Origin of the sequence: Klebsiella sp. WOUb02, from assembly GCF_050058015.1 — a bacterium.
Lineage (GTDB): Bacteria > Pseudomonadota > Gammaproteobacteria > Enterobacterales > Enterobacteriaceae > Klebsiella.
In genome coordinates this window covers 3,548,216-3,566,385 of the sequence record NZ_CP170110.1, presented here as the reverse complement: position 1 = coordinate 3,566,385, position 18,170 = coordinate 3,548,216, and the positions used below count along the sequence as shown (strand labels likewise).

Sequence of the window (18,170 nt, the reverse complement as noted above, 5' to 3'; positions counted from 1 at the left end):
TATGTCGTTGGCAAAAGCTTCGCTGTGGACCGCGGCGTCCACTCTGGTCAAAATCGGCGCCGGGCTGCTGGTAGTTAAGCTGCTTGCCGTCTCCTTCGGGCCGGCGGGCGTAGGCCAGGCCGGTAACTTTCGCCAGCTGGTGACCGTGCTTGGCGTCCTCGCCGGCGCCGGTATTTTCAATGGCGTAACCAAGCTGGTGGCGCAGCATCATGACGATCGCCGGCAGCTTACCCGGGTGGTCGGCACCTCCTCTTCGCTGGTGCTGGGCTTTTCGACGCTGCTGGCGCTGATATTTTTACTCGCCGCGGCGCCCGTCAGCCAGGGGCTGTTTGGTCATCCGCAGTACCAGGGGCTGGTGCGGCTGGTTGCGCTGGTGCAGATGGGCATTGCCTGGGCTAACTTCCTGCTGGCGCTGATAAAAGGCTTCCGCGATGCGGCGGGGAACGCGGTATCGCTAATTGCCGGTAGCCTGATCGGCGTGGCGGCGTACTATGCCTGTTACTATTTCGGCGGCTATCAGGGCGCGCTGCTTGGGCTGGCGCTGGTGCCGGCGCTGATGGTGGTTCCGGCGGCTATCGTTTTGTGGCGGCGGGGGACCATCCCGCTTAGCGCGCTGCGTCCGCGCTGGGATAACGGCCTGGCGGGGCAGCTGTCAAAATTTACCCTGATGGCGCTGATTACCTCGGTAACGCTGCCGGTCGCCTACGTGATGATGCGTAACCTGCTGGCGGAGCATTACGGCTGGGAGGCGGTCGGGATCTGGCAGGGGGTGAGCAGTATTTCCGACGCCTATCTGCAGTTCATCACCGCGTCGTTCAGCGTCTATTTGCTGCCTACGCTCTCCCGGCTAACCGCCAAAGCGGATATTACCCGCGAGATCGGCAAATCGTTAAAATTTGTCCTGCCGGCGGTGGCGGCGGCAAGCCTGACCGTCTGGCTGCTGCGCGACTTTGCCATCTGGCTGCTGTTTTCCGAACGCTTTACGGCGATGCGCGATCTGTTTGCCTGGCAGCTGGTGGGCGATGTCCTGAAGGTCGGAGCCTATGTTTACGGCTACCTGGTGATCGCCAAAGCGTCACTGCGTTTTTATATTCTGACGGAAATCAGCCAGTTCACGCTGTTGACCGCCTTTTCACACTGGCTTATTCCGGCGCACGGCGCAGTTGGCGCGGCGCAGGCGTATATGGCTACGTATATTGTTTATTTCGCCCTTTGTAGCGGCGTGTTTTTACTTTGGCGTAAACGGGCATGACAGCACTGATACACGTACTGGGATCGGATATTCCGCACCATAACCAGACCGTTCTGCGGTTCTTTAATGACCAGCTGGCCGACGACGAGCGGGCGCGCACGTTTATGGTCGTCGGCGATGCAGCGGGCGTCCGCGAGGCGTATCCGGCGCTATCCATCACCTGTTATCCCGGGAAGAAACCGCTGGCGCAGGCGGTTATTTCCGCGGCGAAAGCGGATCGGCGCCAGCGCTTTTTCTTCCACGGGCAGTTCAATACCGGCCTGTGGCTGGCGCTGCTCGGCGGAGGAATTCGCCCTTCCCAGTTCAACTGGCATATCTGGGGCGCCGATCTGTATGAGAATTCGTCCAGCCTGAAGTTCCGGCTTTTCTATCCGCTGCGCCGGCTGGCGCAGGGGCGCGTGGGGCGCGTTTTTGCCACCCGCGGCGATCTGAGCTGGTTTGCCCGTCGTCACCCTAAGGTGGCGGGCGAACTGCTCTACTTCCCGACCCGGATGGATCCGGCGCTGAACGCGCTGGCGGATAGCGCTCCGCGTGCCGAAACGCTGACTATTCTGGTGGGCAACTCAGGCGATCGCAGCAATGAGCATATTGCGGCGCTGCGCGCTATTCATCAGACGTTTGGCGATACGGTAAATGTGATTGTCCCGATGGGCTATCCGGCCAACAATGCCGAATATATTAACGAGGTGCGCGCGGCGGGCGCGGCGCTGTTTAGCCCCGGGCGTTTACAGGTGCTCAGCGACAGGCTGGAATTTAACGATTATCTGGCGCTGCTGCGCCGCTGCGATCTGGGCTATTTCCTTTTTGCCCGCCAGCAGGGGATCGGCACGCTGTGCCTGCTGATTCAGGCGGGTATTCCCTGCGTCCTGAATCGGGATAATCCGTTCTGGCAGGATATGTCGGAGCAGAATATTCCGGTACTCTTTACCGGCGATACGCTGGATGTTGCCATCGTGCGTGAAGCCCAGCGTCAGCTGGCCAGTGTGGATAAAAACCAGATCGCCTTCTTCCGGCCTAATTACCTGACGGGCTGGCGGCGGGCATTGCGGGTTGCTGCGGGGGAGAGCGTATGACATTAATGCAATTTTGCGGGCTGCTGGTGGTCTGGCTGCTGTCGTCGCTGTTTATTGCCACCGCCACGTATTTCGAGTTTCGCCGGGTGCGTTTTAACTTCAACGTTTTCTTTTCGCTGCTGTTTCTGCTGACCTTCTTCTTCGGCTTCCCGCTGACCAGCATTCTGGTCTTCCGCTTTGATGTCAGCGTGGCGCCGCCGGAAGTGCTGCTGGAAACCCTGCTGGTTTCGGTGTGCTTTTACGCGGTGTATTACGTCACCTACAAAACGCGGCTGCGTTCGTCCGCGCACGATCGCCAGCGCCGCCCGCTGTTCACCATGAACCGCGTCGAGACCCATCTGGCATGGATTATTCTGCTGGGCGTTGCGCTGCTGTGCGTCGGCATTTTCTTTGCCCACAACGGTTTCCTGCTGTTCAGGCTCAACTCCTATAGCCAGATTTTCTCCAGCGAAGTCTCCGGCGTGGCGCTGAAGCGCTTTTTCTATTTCTTTATCCCGGCGATGCTGGTGGTCTACTTCCTGCGCCAGGACTATAAGGCATGGATTTTCTTCCTTATCAGCACCACCGCCTTCGGTCTGCTGACCTACGCCATCGTCGGCGGCACGCGGGCGAATATCATTATTGCCTTCGCCATCTTCCTGTTTATCGGCATTATTCGCGGCTGGATAAGCCTGTGGATGCTGGCCGCGGCCGGCGTGCTGGGTATTGTCGGGATGTTCTGGCTGGCGCTGAAACGCTACGGGATGAACGTCAGCGGCGATGAGGCGTTTTATACTTTCTTGTACCTGACCCGCGATACCTTCTCGCCGTGGGAGAACCTGGCGCTGCTGCTGCAGAACTACGATAAGATAGCGTTCCAGGGCCTGGCGCCGATGATCAGGGATTTCTACGTCTTTATCCCCAGCTGGATGTGGCACGGCCGGCCTTCGATGGTCCTGAATACCGCCAACTACTTCACCTGGGAAGTGCTGAATAACCACTCCGGGCTGGCCATCTCGCCGACGCTGATTGGTTCGCTGGTGGTGATGGGCGGGGTGTGGTTTATTCCGCTGGGGGCGGTCGCGGTTGGGCTGATCATCAAGTGGTTTGACTGGCTGTATGAGCTGGGCAACCGGGAGAGTAACCGCTACAAGGCGGCGATTCTGCATAGTTTTTGTTTTGGCGCGATCTTCAATATGATCGTGCTGGCGCGCGAAGGGCTGGATTCTTTTGGCTCCCGCGTGGTGTTTTTCCTCGCGATCTTTGGTCTCTGCCTGCTGGCGGCGAAGCTGCTGTACTGGTTCCTGGATAGCGTAGGACTGATTCATAAGCGGACCAAACCGCTTTCGCAACCTCAGGTCTGATAAGGATTAACATGTCTGAGAGTACTTCCGCGCCGTTGTATCCGCTGAGAGGTTTACAGCTCATCGGGTGGCGCGATATGCAGCATGCGCTGGATTTTCTCTACGCTGACGGCGCAATTCGTCAGGGTACGCTGGTGGCAATCAACGCCGAAAAGATGTTGGCAGTCGAGGACGATCCCGAGGTTCGGGCGCTGATTGAAGCGGCTGAATTTAAATATGCCGACGGCATTAGCGTGGTGCGTTCATTACGTAAAAAATATCCTCAGGCGCAGGTATCGCGCGTGGCGGGGGCCGATCTATGGGAAGCCCTGATGGAGCGCGCCGGAGCCGAGGGCACGCCGGTCTTTCTGATCGGCGGCAAGCCGGAGGTGCTGACCCAGACCTGCGCGCAGCTGCGCCAGCGCTGGAACGTTAACATTGTCGGTAGCCAGGACGGCTATTTCTCCGCCGACCAGCGTCAGGCGCTGTTTGCGCGCGTTCGCGACAGCGGGGCCAGGATTGTCACCGTGGCGATGGGCTCACCGCGCCAGGAGATCCTGATGCGCGACTGCCGGCAGGTCTATCCCCAGACGCTCTACATGGGCGTGGGCGGCACCTACGACGTATTTACCGGCCACGTTCATCGGGCGCCCAGATTCTGGCAGGACATGGGGCTGGAGTGGTTCTATCGTTTGATATCACAGCCCAGCCGAATTAAAAGACAGATCAGACTGCTACGATATTTACGTTGGTATTATACCGGCCAGCTCTAATATTCCACTGCAAACTGGCGAGTTTTCACCCATATTCTGTGTAATACATTCACTTGGCTGATACTTTATTTGCCATTTCGGCAAAATTCATTAACCATTCGCATGCTTAATGCGCGCCGGCACGCTTTGCCGGCGCGCAGGCAGGGCTATTTCCTTTCACATATTTATAAAAATAACCGGTATATGCGCGGGACCTTCAGAAGGGTATCAGGACGGCTCATCAGCTAACTTTCCGACATCGATAATCATGACGGAGGGACGGGTGCGTGCCGTCAATAGCGAGGCCGTTCGACGGGAACCAGTAAAATCCGGAGCAGGGCAAACACAAGAGGCTATATGACTGAGAAAAAAACGGAACTTCAGCGCGGGCTGGAGGCCAGGCACATCGAGCTAATCGCTCTTGGCGGTACGATTGGCGTCGGTTTATTTATGGGATCGGCGAGTACGCTGAAGTGGGCCGGCCCGTCCGTTCTGCTGGCATATATTATTGCGGGCTTATTTGTCTTCTTCATCATGCGTTCGATGGGGGAGATGCTGTTCCTCGAACCGGTAACCGGCTCGTTCGCCGTTTACGCCCACCGCTATATGAGCCCGTTCTTCGGCTATCTGACCGCCTGGTCCTACTGGTTTATGTGGATGGCGGTCGGGATATCGGAGATTACGGCCATCGGGGTTTACGTTCAGTTCTGGTTCCCCGATATGGCGCAGTGGATACCGGCTCTGATTGCCGTTGGGCTGGTGGCGCTGGCGAACCTGGCGGCGGTGCGCCTGTACGGTGAGATCGAGTTCTGGTTTGCGATGATTAAGGTTACGACCATCATCGTGATGATCGTGGTCGGACTGGGGGTTATTTTCTTTGGCTTTGGTAACGACGGCCACTCCATCGGCTTTGGCAACCTGACCGAACACGGCGGCTTCTTTGCCGGCGGCTGGAAGGGCTTCCTGACCGCGCTCTGTATTGTCGTTGCCTCCTACCAGGGCGTTGAGCTTATCGGTATTACCGCCGGAGAGGCGAAGAACCCGCAGGTCACCCTGCGCAGCGCGGTCGGCAAAGTTCTGTGGCGCATCCTGATTTTCTACGTGGGCGCCATTTTCGTGATTGTGACTATTTTCCCGTGGAATCAGATTGGCTCCGGCGGCAGCCCGTTCGTGCTGACCTTTGCTAAGATCGGCATCACGGCGGCGGCGGGTATTATCAACTTTGTGGTGCTGACGGCGGCGCTTTCCGGCTGCAATAGCGGAATGTACAGCTGCGGCCGCATGCTCTACGCGCTGGCCAAAAACCGTCAGCTGCCGGCGGCAGTCGGCAAGGTCTCCCGCAACGGCGTACCGGCGGCTGGCGTCGCGCTGTCGATCCTGATCCTGCTGGTCGGCTCCTGCCTGAACTATATTATTCCGAACCCGCAGCGGGTATTCGTCTACGTCTACAGCGCCAGCGTGCTGCCGGGGATGGTGCCGTGGTTTGTGATCCTCATTAGCCAGCTGCGTTTTCGTCGCACCCATCGGCAGGCCCTGGCCAGCCACCCGTTCCGCTCGCTGTTCTTCCCGTGGGCGAACTATTTTACGATGGCATTTCTGGTTTGCGTGCTGATCGGCATGGGTTTTAACGACGATACCCGGATGTCGCTGTTTGTCGGCATTGTTTTTCTGGCCCTGGTGACCTTTATTTATAAGGCTTTTGGCCTTGGGCGGCATGGAAATGTCGATAAAGCGGCTGAATAAGCAGCAAAGCGCATAAAGTGTGAGCAAACGGAAATTTTATTTAAAAAGGCACTAGACAGCGGGGGGGGAAGTCCGTAATATCCGACCCCGCAACGGCGCTAAGCGCCCGTAGCTCAGCCTGGATAGAGCGCTGCCCTCCGGAGGCAGAGGTCTCAGGTTCGAATCCTGTCGGGCGCACCATTTAACCCGGTGCTTGAGCTGCGGTGGACTGTTTTAGACAGTGCCGCGTGAAAAGGTTTGTAGTGGTGGCTATAGCTCAGTTGGTAGAGCCCTGGATTGTGATTCCAGTTGTCGTGGGTTCGAATCCCATTAGCCACCCCATTATTTGATAGAGTTGTGAATTGCGAAGGTGGCGGAATTGGTAGACGCGCTAGCTTCAGGTGTTAGTGTCCTTAGGATGTGGGGGTTCGAGTCCCCCCCTCGCACCACGACTTTAAAGAATTGAACTAAAAATTCAAAAAGCAGTATATCGGCGAGTAGCGCAGCTTGGTAGCGCAACTGGTTTGGGACCAGTGGGTCGGAGGTTCGAATCCTCTCTCGCCGACCAATTTTGAACCCCGCTTCGGCGGGGTTTTTTGTTTTCTGCTATCGCGAAAAACTCTTGTATCTCCCTGATTATAAAAAATAAAACATCCCTCTCTCTGGCGAAATTTTCGTCCAGAAAACTCCCAATTCGCCGCCGGGGGTGATGTCATCTCCACCGAACCTGTGCGATAATAAGCGGGTAGATGCTCATTCCATCTCTTATGTTCGCCTTAGCGCCTCATAAACTCAGGAATGATGCAGAGCCGTTTACGGTGCTTATCGTCCACTGACAGATGTCGCCATTCTATATTTGGTCTCATCAAACACCATGGACACGACGTTGAGTGAAGCACCCAATTTGTTGTCAAACAGACCTGTTTTAACGCCCGCCCTGATTATCAGTGCGGGCGTTTTTTTCTTTCAGGGGCTGGTAAGAAAAGCGCAGGGGATAAACGAAGAAGGCGACGCGAGGAGAAGCGCGCTGCCGCCCCCAATGAGGCGACAGCGGCAGGGACGGCTACTGCGGCGTATTGTTCTGCAGGGTTAGCAGCAGGCCATCGCGACGCAGAGCGGCGGCCTCTTCCGGCTGGTGCAGGCGGTCGAGCGTATCGGCCAGCCAGGCGTAGTCAAACGCATCCGGGCGCTGCTTCAGCGCGGCGCGGAACGCGATGCTGGCTTCCTGCCATTCGCCGTGGCGCATCAGCGATTGCCCCAGCGTACTCCACAGCAGCGGACGATCGCCGACGGCTTTGATCTGCTGGCGCAGCGCTTTTTCCAGCTGTTCCGGATTATTGGTCTTCAGGCGCGGGATAAGCATCACCAGACGGTCGTCATACTGCTTTTTCAGGCCGTCGATAATGATTTGCTGCGCGGTATCGTGGTCATCGCTCTCGATGAGCAGATTCGCCATCGCCACCTGCAGCGCGACCTGGCCACGCGTTTTACGGCTTTGGTTTTTCCACCATTCGCGCAGGCCTTCGCTGCCCCGATCGGCCAGCGTCTTATCCATTAAGCCGATCCACGCCTGCTGCTCCAGCGCGGCGCGATGCTCTTCATCGCCGACGTTGGCTTTTGCCATGGACGGGATGATGTCCAGCAGCGAGTGCCAGGCGCCGGTGCGGGTGTAGGCCTGTTCCGCCAGGCGCAGAACTTCAGGATGGCGAGGGGTGATTTCCAGGAGTTTATCAATACCGTGGCGAGCCGCATGATTTTCGTTCCGCGCCAGCTGCAGGCGCACGCGGGCAATCTCTACCGGGATCAGATCGTCTCCGGCCAGCTCCGTCGCGCGCTCAAGATGCTGATTGGCGCGGGCTTCATCGCCGCGCTGCTGGGCCGCTTCCGCCGCCAGCAGATAGTTAACCACCGGCTGCTCGGCGTGATCGGCATTTTTGGCCATCAGCTTTTCAACCTGCTGGTAGTCGCCCTCCGCCAGTTTTAGCAGCGCCTGCTCGGTTTGCTTGCGCGCGCGGCGGCGTTTACGCCCTACGAACCAGCCGCGGGTATGCGCGCTGGTGCGAAAAATACGCCGCAGCAGCCATTCAATGGCAAACAGCACCACCATCGTGAGGATCAGTACGATCGCCAGGCCGGTGACGCTGGTTTCAATGTTGTAGTTATCGGTTTGGATCAGCACGTAGCCCTGATGCCCGGAAATGATGGGACCGATAACGATCCCGGCGATCAGCAGCGCGAAGAGTAAAAGAATTTTCAACATGCGTTACTCTCCTTGTGGCGCAGGTGCCGGCACGGCTGGCGTTGGGGCTGGTGCCGGGGTCGCACTCTGCGCGACGGCGGGCTGGGCCATCAGGTTGCGTACTCGCGTCTGCATCAGCTTCTCGAGGATCGCCTGGCTCTGCAGATTATCCGGCACGTTCATGGTAATGCTCTGCTGGCTCAGCTTATCGACATCCTCAAGGAATGCCCTGGTCGAGGCATCGTCGGTGTCGTAATAGGCGCGAACCCAGGTCGACACGTTATCCAGCGCCTGCTTGTAGGTCTCTTCCTGGTGGCGCGGCACCGCCTGCGCGGCGACCAGCAGACGGGAGCGAATATTCTCGCGCAGGTAGACGTCCTGGTTCGGCGCCAGCAGCGGCACCGCCGTTTCGTCGCGGCGGCGGATGGTGATAAAGCTGTCCATAAAGCTCTGCCAGCTTTTTTGCAGGTTAATACGCCACTCGCCGATGGAGCTGGATAGCTCTTCGCTGTCGGAATCCATCGGCGAGTCGTCGTCGTTATTATCCGCCAGACGCAGGTTGTCTATCTGATTAGCGAGCTGATTCACTTTGAGAATGATGCCGTCGTAGTCGACCTGGCTTACCGCCGAGAGCGAGGCGATATCGTCGGTGATGGCGCGGCGGGCGCCAATCAGGCTGGGGTCATTCATGTCGGCGAGGCTGGCGTCGGCGCTTTTTAGCAGCGCGGCGGCGGTCGTGACGTCCTGATCGCTCCACAGCTTGCGTCCGGCAACTTTCACCAGAAAATCCGCCTGCGCCAGCAGCCAGGTTTTGGCGTCGCTGCCGGAGATAACGGCTACTTTCTGCTGCACTTCTTCCAGCTGCTTCGCCAGCGCCTCCTGCTGACTTTTGGCCGCGGTCAGCTGCCCAGCCTGCTGCCTGATGATGCCTTCGAGTTCGGTTTTTTGGCCTTCCTGCGATTTTTGCAGAGCCGCAATCTGCTCGGCTAACGCTGAGCTGGCCGCGTTCTGCCGGGATAGCTGCTGCTTGTGCACGCTGTACAGGCCCACGCCGGCGGCGAGGGCAATCGCGATAGCGACTGCGCTCAAAACGAGACTGGTTTTATTCCCGCCGTTTTCCTTCCCGGTTTTCTCTGGCTGTGGCGTCTTTTCCACGGCCTCCCTGGTCTCTTCAACCACGGCGGATTGATTTTGTTGTTCCGTCATTATGGCTTCCAATGTTGAGAGTTATTGTAATGCGCGTAGCAGCGTATCGTTGTCGGCGCTTTCGGCAACCTGGATATCCTGCCAGCCCAATTCCCGTGCCTGCTGGGCCAGGCGCTCGCTGACAACTAAAATGCGACAGCGGAGGAGCCACCGTTCTCGATACCATTGCGGGATCAGCGTCCAAAGCTGTTGCAACATCTCACCGCTGGTGATCACCAGCGTGGAGACGCCGCGAGACTGCCAGCGCATTGCTTCTTCTGCACCATCATAATGCTTTGCACAGCGTTGATAGCACTCGCAAAAAGTGACATCCGCGCCGCGCTCGCGGAGCGTTTCGCCGAGTAGTTCCCGGCCGCCGTTGCCGCGAAGCAGGAGGGCCTTCTTACCAGCAATGTTTTGTAATTCAGGTAATTGTAGCAAGACTTCGCTGATTTCCCGATCTAATGGGTAGCGAATGTCCTGGCCGCTGACCTTATGCAGCGCCAGCGCGGTGGTGCGGCCGATGGCAAAATAGCCGGGAACCGGCGGCCAGCGCAGGCCCTGCTGCTGCAGGCGAGCATGGGCAAACTCCACGGCGTGCTGCGAGAGTGCGAACAATAAATCGCCCGCGGAGAGGGCGGCCAGCCGGTCGCCGAGGGCGTGCAGCTCGCGGCCGGGCGTAAATTCAATCAGTGGAAAGCTCCAGGCCACGCGTCTCAGCCCGCGCAGGCGGCTGACCAGCTCTTCGCCTTGCGGCAGCGGACGGGTGACCAGGATACTCATCGTGGCACTTCTCCGGCATAAACGGCGGTCAGGATCTCCCGGGCGCCGTTATCCAGCAGCTCTTCCGCCAGAGCGATGCCAAGACGCTCGGCGTCTTCCGGTCGTCCGCGGCGTTCGCCCTGAACCACCAGCGAACCGTCCGGCGCACCGACCAGCGCGCGTAGCCACAGCTCGTCGCCAATAAGCTCGGCGTAGCTGCCGATAGGAACCTGACAGCCGCCCTCAAGGCGGGTGTTCATCGCCCGCTCGGCGCAGACCCGTATCGCCGTTGGCGTATGGTTCAGCGGAGCCAGCAGCGCCTGCGTCCACTGGTCGTCAAGGCGGCACTCAATGCCGACTGCGCCCTGGCCGACGGCGGGGAGTGATTGTTCAGGGCTTAACGGTTGGCGAATTCGCGCTTCCAGTCCGAGGCGTATCAGCCCCGCGGCGGCGAGAATAATCGCGTCATACTCACCGCTATCAAGTTTGCCCAGGCGGGTACCGACGTTACCGCGCAGGGAGCGAATCTGCAGGTCTGGGCGCCGGGCGGCCAGCTGACACTGGCGGCGTAAACTTGACGTGCCAACAATGCTGCCATGAGGCAGCGCGTCAATAGAGGCATAGTGATTTGAGACAAAAGCGTCGCGCGGATCTTCTCGTTCACAAATTGTTACCAGTCCCAATCCCTCGGGAAATTCGACGGGAACATCCTTCATAGAATGGACGGCGATATCAGCGCGCCCTTCCATAATGGCAAGCTCTAACTCTTTGACAAACAGGCCCTTGCCGCCCACTTTCGCGAGGGGCGTATCAAGGAGCACGTCGCCGCGTGTAACCATCGGCACCAGTTCGACCTTGAGCTGCGGATGGCAGGACTCAAGGCGCTCTTTCACATAATGCGCCTGCCATAGCGCAAGTGGGCTTTGCCGTGTGGCAATTTTCAAAACTTTGTCTAACATGCTTGTTACCGTCATTGTCGACCACAAACCATCCTAACATTGTTGTCTTATGGATGTCAGTTTTGTGGGGCAGGACCTCGGCCATCTCTTTATTGGCCTTTTATGCGCATATCGGTTGCCGAACCGTAGAGAGGAATTTACACGCGGTAAACGGTGCTACACTTGTATGTAGCGCATCTTTCTTTACGGTCAATCAGCAAGGTGTTAGATTGATCACGTTTTAAACCATTTGTCCGTCAGCAGTTCATCACAACCACACCGACGACGAATGGTGACGGTTTTTGTTGAAATACTGAAACCCGGTACTGGCTATGGTACGTCGGGTTTTTGAACATCAGGCGATATGTCTTGTACCTCTATATTGAGACACTGAAACAGAGACTGGATGCCATCAACCAACTGCGCGTAGATCGCGCGCTTGCTGCTATGGGACCCGCTTTCCAGCAGGTTTACAGTCTACTGCCGACATTACTACATTATCATCACCCGTTGATGCCGGGTTACCTTGACGGTAACGTTCCCCGAGGCATTTGCCTTTACACGCCTGATGAAACCCAACGCCACTACCTTGACGAGCTTGAGCTGCACCGCGGCATGCTGACGCAGGAGCCGCCGAAAGGCGAGCTGCCGATTACCGGCGTCTACTCGATGGGCAGCACCTCATCCGTCGGCCAAAGCTGTTCTTCCGACCTTGATATATGGGTTTGCCACCAGGCCTGGCTCGATACCGATGAGCGTCAGCTGCTGCAGCGTAAATGCAGCCTGCTGGAGAGCTGGGCGGCGTCGCTGGGCGTGGAGGTCAGCTTCTTCCTGATCGATGAAAACCGCTTCCGCCATAACGAAAGCGGCAGCCTCGGCGGTGAAGACTGCGGCTCAACGCAGCATATCCTGCTGCTGGATGAATTCTATCGCACCGCCGTGCGCCTTGCCGGCAAGCGTATTCTGTGGAATATGGTGCCGTGCGACGAAGAAGAGCACTATGACGACTACGTCATGAGCCTCTACGCCCAGGGCGTGCTGACGCCGAACGAATGGCTGGATCTCGGCGGCCTGAGCTCGCTGTCGGCGGAAGAGTACTTCGGCGCCAGCCTGTGGCAGCTGTATAAAAGCATTGATTCGCCCTACAAAGCGGTGCTGAAAACGCTGCTGCTGGAAGCCTATTCCTGGGAATACCCAAATAACCGCCTGCTGGCGAAAGATATTAAACAGCGCCTGCACGACGGCGAGATCGTCTCCTTCGGTCTCGATCCCTACTGCATGATGCTGGAACGCGTCACGATCTACCTGCAGGCCATCGAGGACGAGACGCGCCTCGACCTGGTACGCCGCTGTTTCTACCTGAAGGTTTGCGAGAAGCTGAGCCGCGAGCGCGCCTGCGTGGGCTGGCGTCGCGAGGTGGTAAGCCATCTGGTGAAAGAGTGGGGCTGGGATGAAAAGCGTCTGGCGATGCTGGACAACCGGGCCAACTGGAAGATCGACGAAGTACGCAAAGCGCACAACGAACTGCTTGATGCGATGATGCAGAGCTACCGCAATCTGATTCGCTTCGCGCGTCGCAACAACCTGAGCGTTTCCGCCAGCCCGCAGGATATTGGCGTCCTGACCCGCAAACTGTACGCGGCGTTCGAAGCGCTGCCGGGGAAAGTGACCCTGGTTAACCCGCAGATATCGCCGGATCTCTCCGAACCGAATCTGACCTTTATCCACGTCCCGCCGGGCCGCGCTAACCGCACCGGCTGGTACGTCTATAACCGCGCGCCGGATATGGAATCGATCGTTAGCCATCAGCCGCTGGAATATAACCGCTATCTCAACAAGCTGGTGGCGTGGGCGTGGTTTAACGGCCTGCTGACGTCGCGCACCCGGCTGTTTATTAAGGGTAACGGCGTTGTCGACCTGGCGAAGCTGCAGGAGATGGTGGCCGATGTTGCCCACCACTTCCCTTTGCGTCTGCCTTCGCCTACGCCGAAAGCGCTATATAGCCCCTGCGAAATCCGCCATCTGGCGATTATCGTAAACCTTGAATACGATCCGACCGCAGCGTTCCGCAATCAGGTGGTGCATTTTGACTTCCGCAAGCTGGATGTATTTAGCTTTGGCGAAGAGCAGAAGTGCCTGATAGGCAGCGTGGATCTGCTGTATCGCAACTCGTGGAATGAAGTGCGAACCCTGCACTTCAACGGCGAGCAGGCGACGATCGAAGCGCTGAAAACCATTTTAGGTAAAATGCACCAGGACGCCGCGCCGCCGGATAGCGTTGAAGTGTTCTGCTATAGCCAGCATCTGCGCGGGCTCATCCGCACCCGTGTGCAGCAGATGGTCTCCGAATGCATTGAGCTGCGCCTGTCCAGCACCCGTCAGGATACCGGCCGCTTCAAGGCGCTGCGCGTCGCCGGACAGACGTGGGGCCTGTTCTTCGAGCGCCTTAACGTTTCGGTGCAGAAGCTGGAAAACGCCATCGAATTCTATGGCGCTATCTCGCACAACAAGCTGCACGGCCTGTCGGTCCAGGTGGAAACTAACCACGTTAAGCTGCCGCAGGTGGTGGATGGTTTTGCCAGCGAAGGGATTATTCAGTTCTTCTTTGAAGATGCGGATAACGACAGCGGGTTTAATATCTATATTCTCGATGAGAGCAACCGCGCCGAGGTTTACCATCACTGTGAGGGCAGTAAAGAGGAGCTGGTGCGCGACGTTAGCCGCTTCTACTCGTCATCGCACGATCGGTTCACCTACGGTTCCAGCTTCATCAACTTCAACCTGCCGCAGTTCTACCAGATCGTTGCCGTTGACGGCCGGTATCAGGTCATTCCCTTCCGTAGCCAGGCTATCGGCGCCGTGACGGCCCCGATGAACCAGGATACCGCGGTGCCGCCAATGCTCCAGCAGCACTACTCCTGATATCGCGTTCTGATATTGCGGAGTATTCCCCGGCTGCGCGAGGCGTACCGGGGCTGTCGATGAGCGCGGTTAGCTAGCCCGTTATTAACGGAAGCTCACCGCTTCGCCCGCCTGCTGCGTTGCCGCCTGTTCCAGCAGATCCCAGAAGGTTTCGCCGCTGCGATCGCAAATCCACTCGTCGCCTCTGAGGTCAAAATGGTAGCCGCCCTGTTTGGTCGCCAGCCAGACCTGATGCAGCGGTTCCTGACGGTTAATGATGATTTTGCTGCCGTTTTCAAAGCTAATGGTCAGCACGCCGCCGTTAATTTCACAATCGATATCGCTCTCGCCGTCCCACTCGTCCAGGCGCTCTTCGATAGTCATCCACAGGCTGTCGGCCAGGCGATGGAATTCACTGTCATTCATGGTTCTACCCTGCTTTTTTGAAGATGGCGGCAGTATAGCGCGAAACAAAAGCGCGCGCAGTCGGATGCTAAACGCTTGCTTTTACGTCTTCTCCTGCGATGATAGAAAGCAGAAAGAATGACTCACGGGCAACTATCAATGAAAAACGCTTTTCCTACGCTTGCCGTTCTGCTGGCGATCTTCAGCCTCACCGGCTGTGGTCTGAAGGGGCCGCTCTATTTCCCACCGGCGGATAAAACGGCGCCGCCGCCGACCAAACCGGTCGATAGCGGTATCCAGAGCGCGACGCCGGATCGTAACGATCGCGGCGATAGCGGTGGCCCGACCCAGGTAGACTACTGACGATACTCCCCGGGACGCACGGCCTGCCGTCTTCCTGAAACGCAAATTAGTTAGAGTACAGATGATGCAGTTTTCTAAAATGCATGGCCTGGGTAACGACTTTATGGTCGTTGACGCGGTAACACAGAATGTTTTTTTCTCTCCGGAGCTGATTCGCCGGCTGGCGGACAGGCATCTTGGCGTGGGCTTCGATCAGCTGCTGGTTGTCGAGCCGCCCTACGATCCGGATCTGGATTTTCATTACCGCATCTTTAACGCCGACGGCAGCGAAGTGTCGCAGTGCGGCAACGGCGCGCGCTGCTTTGCGCGGTTCGTTCGTCTGAAAGGCCTGACCAATAAACGTGATATCCGCGTCAGCACGGCGAACGGGCGTATGGTATTAAGCGTAACGGAAGACGATCTGGTGCGCGTGAATATGGGCGAGCCGAACTTCGAGCCCTCCCAGGTCCCGTTCCGCGCGAACAAAGCGGAAAAGACCTATATTATGCGCGCCGCGGAACAGACAGTATTGTGCGGCGTGGTCTCAATGGGGAACCCGCACTGCGTCATCCAGGTCGATGATGTGGAAACCGCGGCGGTGGAAACGCTTGGCCCGGTGATGGAGAGCCACGAACGCTTCCCGGAACGCGCGAACATCGGTTTTATGCAGATAGTCGAGCGTCATCGCATTCGTCTGCGCGTCTATGAACGCGGCGCGGGCGAGACTCAGGCCTGCGGCAGCGGCGCCTGCGCGGCGGTCGCGGTCGGTATCCAACAGGGGCTGCTGGCCGAGGAAGTGCGCGTGGAATTACCAGGCGGGCGGCTCGATATCGCCTGGAAAGGCCCGGGTCAACCGTTGTTTATGACTGGCCCGGCGGCACACGTCTACGACGGATTTATTCATCTATGAAACAACTCGGGGAAGAACAGCAGGATACGATCGGCGCGCTGGATGACCGCGCGGTGGTGGACTATCTGTTGCAACATCCTGAATTCTTTATTCGTAATGCCGCTCTCGTGGAGCACATGCAGGTTCCTCACCCGGTTCGCGGTACCGTTTCGCTGGTCGAGTGGCACATGGCCCGCGCGCGTAATCATATCAACGTGCTGGAAGAGAACATGACGCTGCTGATGGAGCAGGCGACGGCCAACGAAAGCCTGTTCCAGCGGCTCTTTCATCTGCAGACGCGGCTGGCGGCGGCAGACAGCCTCGATGAGATGCTCAATCGCTTTCATCGCTGGGCCCGCGAGCTGGGCCTGGCCGGGGCGACGGTGCGCCTGTTCCCCGATAGCTGGCGGCTCGGCGCGCCCTCAAAGTTCACCCACCTGGCGCTGACCCGACAGGCCTTTGAGCCCGTGCGCATTCAGCGTCTCAGGCAAGAGCGTCACTACCTCGGTCCGCTGAACGGGCCGGAGCTGCTGGTGGTGCTGCCGGAAGCGAAAGCCATCGGCTCGGTGGCGATGTCGCTGCTGGGCGGCGATGATGCGCCCGGCGTGATGCTGTTCAGCAGCCGCGATGCGCAGCACTATCAGCAGGGGCAGGGCACGCAGTCTGCTGCAAGAGATCGCCCTGATGCTGCCGGGCCTGCTGGAGCGCTGGGTTGAACGCGCATGACCGACTCTCCCCTGTTTGCCGCCGTTGCCCGTTTCCTGCGCTACCTTGGCGTGGAGCGGCAGCTTAGCCCGATTACGCTGCTGAACTACCGCCGTCAGCCTCGATGCGCTGGTTGCGCTGGCTGAAAGCGCCGGCTTAAAAAGCTGGCAGCAGTGCGATGCGGCCCAGGTGCGCGGCCTGGCGGTGCGGAGCCGCAAACAGGGATTGGGGCCGGCAAGCCTGGCGCTGCGCCTCTCCGCGTTGCGCAGCTTTTTTGACTGGCTGGTGGTGCAGGGCGAGCTGACCGCGAACCCGGCAAAGGGGATTTCGGCGCCTAAAATACCGCGCCATTTACCGAAAAATATCGACGTTGATGACGTCAACCGGCTGCTGGATATCGATCTCAACGATCCGCTGGCGGTACGCGACCGGGCGATGCTGGAAGTGATGTACGGCGCGGGTCTGCGTCTGTCTGAGCTGGTGAATCTCGATATTAAGCACCTCGACCTGGAGTCGGGAGAGGTGTGGGTGATGGGGAAAGGCAGCAAAGAGCGCCGCCTGCCGATTGGCCGCAGCGCGGTGGCGTGGATTGAGCACTGGCTCGATTTACGCGGCCTGTTCGGCACCGATGACGACGCGCTGTTTTTATCGAAGCTCGGCAAACGCATCTCCGCGCGTAATGTGCAAAAGCGTTTTGCCGAATGGGGAATTAAGCAGGGGCTGAACAGCCACGTTCATCCGCACAAGCTGCGCCACTCCTTCGCCACGCATATGCTGGAATCGAGCGGCGATCTGCGCGGCGTGCAGGAGCTGCTGGGCCATGCCAATCTCTCTACCACTCAAATCTATACCCATCTTGATTTTCAACACCTTGCCTCGGTGTATGATGCGGCGCATCCGCGCGCCAAACGGGGGAAATAATGCGCTTTTACCGACCTCTGGGCCAGATTGCAGCCCTGACGTTTGACCTGGACGATACCCTTTACGACAACCGCCCGGTGATTGACCGGACGCTGCACGAGTCGCTGGCCTTCGTGCGCAGCTACCATCCGTCATTAAGCCAGTTCGACGCCAGCGAGCTGCAGCAGCTGCGCCAGACGCTGCTGGAGACCGAGCCTGAAATTTACCACGACGTGACCGAGTGGCGCCGCCGCGCCCTGGCGCTGGGGATGATGAACGCCGGGCTGACCGCCGAGCAGGCCGCCTTCGGCGCCGATGCGGCGATGGAAAACTTCGCCCGCTGGCGCAGCGCGATCGATGTGCCGCAGGAAACCCACGATACCCTGGCGGCGCTGGCGAAAAAGTGGCCGCTGGTGGCGGTGACCAACGGCAATGCGCAGCCGGAGCTGTTCGGCCTGAGCGGCTATTTCCGTTTTGTCCTGCGCGCCGGGCCGGACGGGCGATCGAAACCTTTTGCCGATATGTATCATCTGGCGGCGAAACGGCTTGAGCTGCCGCTGGGTCAGATACTGCACGTCGGCGACGACCTGACCACCGATGTGGCGGGCGCGATCCGCTGCGGCATGCAGGCCTGCTGGATCAAGCCGCAGGGCGCCGATCTGATGCGCGCCGCCGACAGCCGCCTGCTGCCGCACATTGAAATTTCGCGGTTGGCATCTCTGACCTCGCTGATATAATCACCATTACTTCTGTATATATTAACAGTATGCCCGGTCGGCGAAG

The 18,170-nt window shown here is 58.5% G+C and carries 14 protein-coding genes, 4 tRNA genes and 2 pseudogenes; 15 read left to right on the top strand and 5 right to left on the bottom strand.

Annotation, left to right across the window (positions count from 1 at the left end; all coding sequences use genetic code 11):
• The first annotated feature begins 1 nt into the window (after position 1).
• The 9 genes from wzxE to ABOC21_RS24210 all read left to right on the top strand — a co-directional run bounded on the left by wzxE (position 2) and on the right by ABOC21_RS24210 (position 6,689).
• Positions 2 to 1,252, top strand: a complete 1,251-nt coding sequence (wzxE, locus tag ABOC21_RS24250; RefSeq protein WP_426813557.1) for a lipid III flippase WzxE — start codon at positions 2 to 4, stop codon at positions 1,250 to 1,252.
• The gene (locus tag ABOC21_RS24245; protein ID WP_426813556.1) at positions 1,249 to 2,325 is read left to right on the top strand and encodes a TDP-N-acetylfucosamine:lipid II N-acetylfucosaminyltransferase; all 1,077 of its coding nucleotides are present in this window, start codon (positions 1,249 to 1,251) and stop codon (positions 2,323 to 2,325) included. The genes wzxE and ABOC21_RS24245 overlap by 4 nt, the downstream gene beginning before the upstream one ends.
• Positions 2,322 to 3,668: an ECA oligosaccharide polymerase gene (gene wzyE, locus ABOC21_RS24240; protein WP_426813555.1), complete on the top strand. Its 1,347-nt coding sequence runs from the start codon at positions 2,322 to 2,324 to the stop codon at positions 3,666 to 3,668. The genes ABOC21_RS24245 and wzyE overlap by 4 nt, the downstream gene beginning before the upstream one ends.
• 11 nt (positions 3,669 to 3,679) lie before the next feature.
• Positions 3,680 to 4,420 carry a lipopolysaccharide N-acetylmannosaminouronosyltransferase gene (gene wecG / locus ABOC21_RS24235; protein ID WP_426813554.1) on the top strand — a complete coding sequence of 247 codons (741 nt, stop codon included), beginning with the start codon at positions 3,680 to 3,682 and terminating at the stop codon, positions 4,418 to 4,420.
• A 336-nt stretch (positions 4,421 to 4,756) separates the two neighbouring features.
• A complete protein-coding gene (gene thrP / locus ABOC21_RS24230; RefSeq protein ID WP_426813553.1) occupies positions 4,757 to 6,142 on the top strand; it encodes a bifunctional threonine/serine APC transporter ThrP in 1,386 nt (461 codons plus the stop codon).
• Positions 6,143 to 6,244: 102 nt separating this feature from the next.
• Positions 6,245 to 6,322 (top strand) — tRNA-Arg (locus ABOC21_RS24225).
• A 65-nt stretch (positions 6,323 to 6,387) separates the two neighbouring features.
• Positions 6,388 to 6,463, top strand: a tRNA-His gene (locus ABOC21_RS24220).
• 22 nt (positions 6,464 to 6,485) lie between these two features.
• Positions 6,486 to 6,570 (top strand) — tRNA-Leu (locus ABOC21_RS24215).
• 42 nt (positions 6,571 to 6,612) lie between these two features.
• A tRNA-Pro gene (locus ABOC21_RS24210) sits at positions 6,613 to 6,689 on the top strand.
• 495 nt (positions 6,690 to 7,184) lie between these two features.
• On the opposite strand, the gene hemY is transcribed toward ABOC21_RS24210, so the two are convergent.
• Genes hemY through hemC form a run of 4 tightly spaced genes read right to left on the bottom strand, consistent with a single transcriptional unit; the run spans position 7,185 to position 11,266 of the window.
• Complete coding sequence (gene hemY / locus ABOC21_RS24205; RefSeq protein ID WP_426813552.1) at positions 7,185 to 8,381, bottom strand: protoheme IX biogenesis protein HemY; 1,197 nt, start codon at positions 8,379 to 8,381, stop codon at positions 7,185 to 7,187.
• Between the two features lie 3 nt (positions 8,382 to 8,384).
• Positions 8,385 to 9,566: a uroporphyrinogen-III C-methyltransferase gene (gene hemX, locus ABOC21_RS24200; RefSeq protein ID WP_426813551.1), complete on the bottom strand. Its 1,182-nt coding sequence runs from the start codon at positions 9,564 to 9,566 to the stop codon at positions 8,385 to 8,387.
• Between the two features lie 21 nt (positions 9,567 to 9,587).
• A complete protein-coding gene (hemD, locus tag ABOC21_RS24195) occupies positions 9,588 to 10,328 on the bottom strand; it encodes a uroporphyrinogen-III synthase (RefSeq protein ID WP_426813550.1) in 741 nt (246 codons plus the stop codon).
• Positions 10,325 to 11,266 carry a hydroxymethylbilane synthase gene (gene hemC / locus ABOC21_RS24190; protein ID WP_426813549.1) on the bottom strand — a complete coding sequence of 314 codons (942 nt, stop codon included), beginning with the start codon at positions 11,264 to 11,266 and terminating at the stop codon, positions 10,325 to 10,327. Before hemC ends, hemD begins: the two co-directional genes overlap by 4 nt.
• Positions 11,267 to 11,614: 348 nt before the next feature.
• Here hemC and cyaA point away from each other — a divergent pair, with 348 nt between their 5' ends.
• The gene (gene cyaA, locus ABOC21_RS24185; RefSeq protein WP_426813548.1) at positions 11,615 to 14,167 is read left to right on the top strand and encodes a class I adenylate cyclase; all 2,553 of its coding nucleotides are present in this window, start codon (positions 11,615 to 11,617) and stop codon (positions 14,165 to 14,167) included.
• Positions 14,168 to 14,251: 84 nt separating this feature from the next.
• Here the strand turns inward: cyaA and cyaY are convergent, their stop codons facing one another.
• A complete protein-coding gene (gene cyaY / locus ABOC21_RS24180; protein WP_426813547.1) occupies positions 14,252 to 14,572 on the bottom strand; it encodes an iron donor protein CyaY in 321 nt (106 codons plus the stop codon).
• Between the two features lie 138 nt (positions 14,573 to 14,710).
• Between cyaY and lptM the strand changes: the two genes are divergently transcribed.
• From lptM to yigB, 5 genes and pseudogenes are all read left to right on the top strand, one after another.
• Complete coding sequence (gene lptM, locus ABOC21_RS24175; RefSeq protein ID WP_045853606.1) at positions 14,711 to 14,914, top strand: LPS translocon maturation chaperone LptM; 204 nt, start codon at positions 14,711 to 14,713, stop codon at positions 14,912 to 14,914.
• Between the two features lie 64 nt (positions 14,915 to 14,978).
• Positions 14,979 to 15,803: a diaminopimelate epimerase gene (gene dapF, locus ABOC21_RS24170; RefSeq protein WP_045853712.1), complete on the top strand. Its 825-nt coding sequence runs from the start codon at positions 14,979 to 14,981 to the stop codon at positions 15,801 to 15,803.
• Positions 15,800 to 16,508, top strand: a pseudogene (locus ABOC21_RS24165) (DUF484 domain-containing protein). Before dapF ends, ABOC21_RS24165 begins: the two are co-directional and overlap by 4 nt.
• Positions 16,505 to 17,408 (top strand): annotated as a pseudogene (gene xerC / locus ABOC21_RS24160) (tyrosine recombinase XerC). The pseudogenes ABOC21_RS24165 and xerC overlap by 4 nt, the downstream one beginning before the upstream one ends.
• Complete coding sequence (yigB, locus tag ABOC21_RS24155; RefSeq protein ID WP_426813546.1) at positions 17,408 to 18,124, top strand: 5-amino-6-(5-phospho-D-ribitylamino)uracil phosphatase YigB; 717 nt, start codon at positions 17,408 to 17,410, stop codon at positions 18,122 to 18,124. Before xerC ends, yigB begins: the two are co-directional and overlap by 1 nt.
• The last annotated feature ends 46 nt before the right edge of the window (positions 18,125 to 18,170 follow it).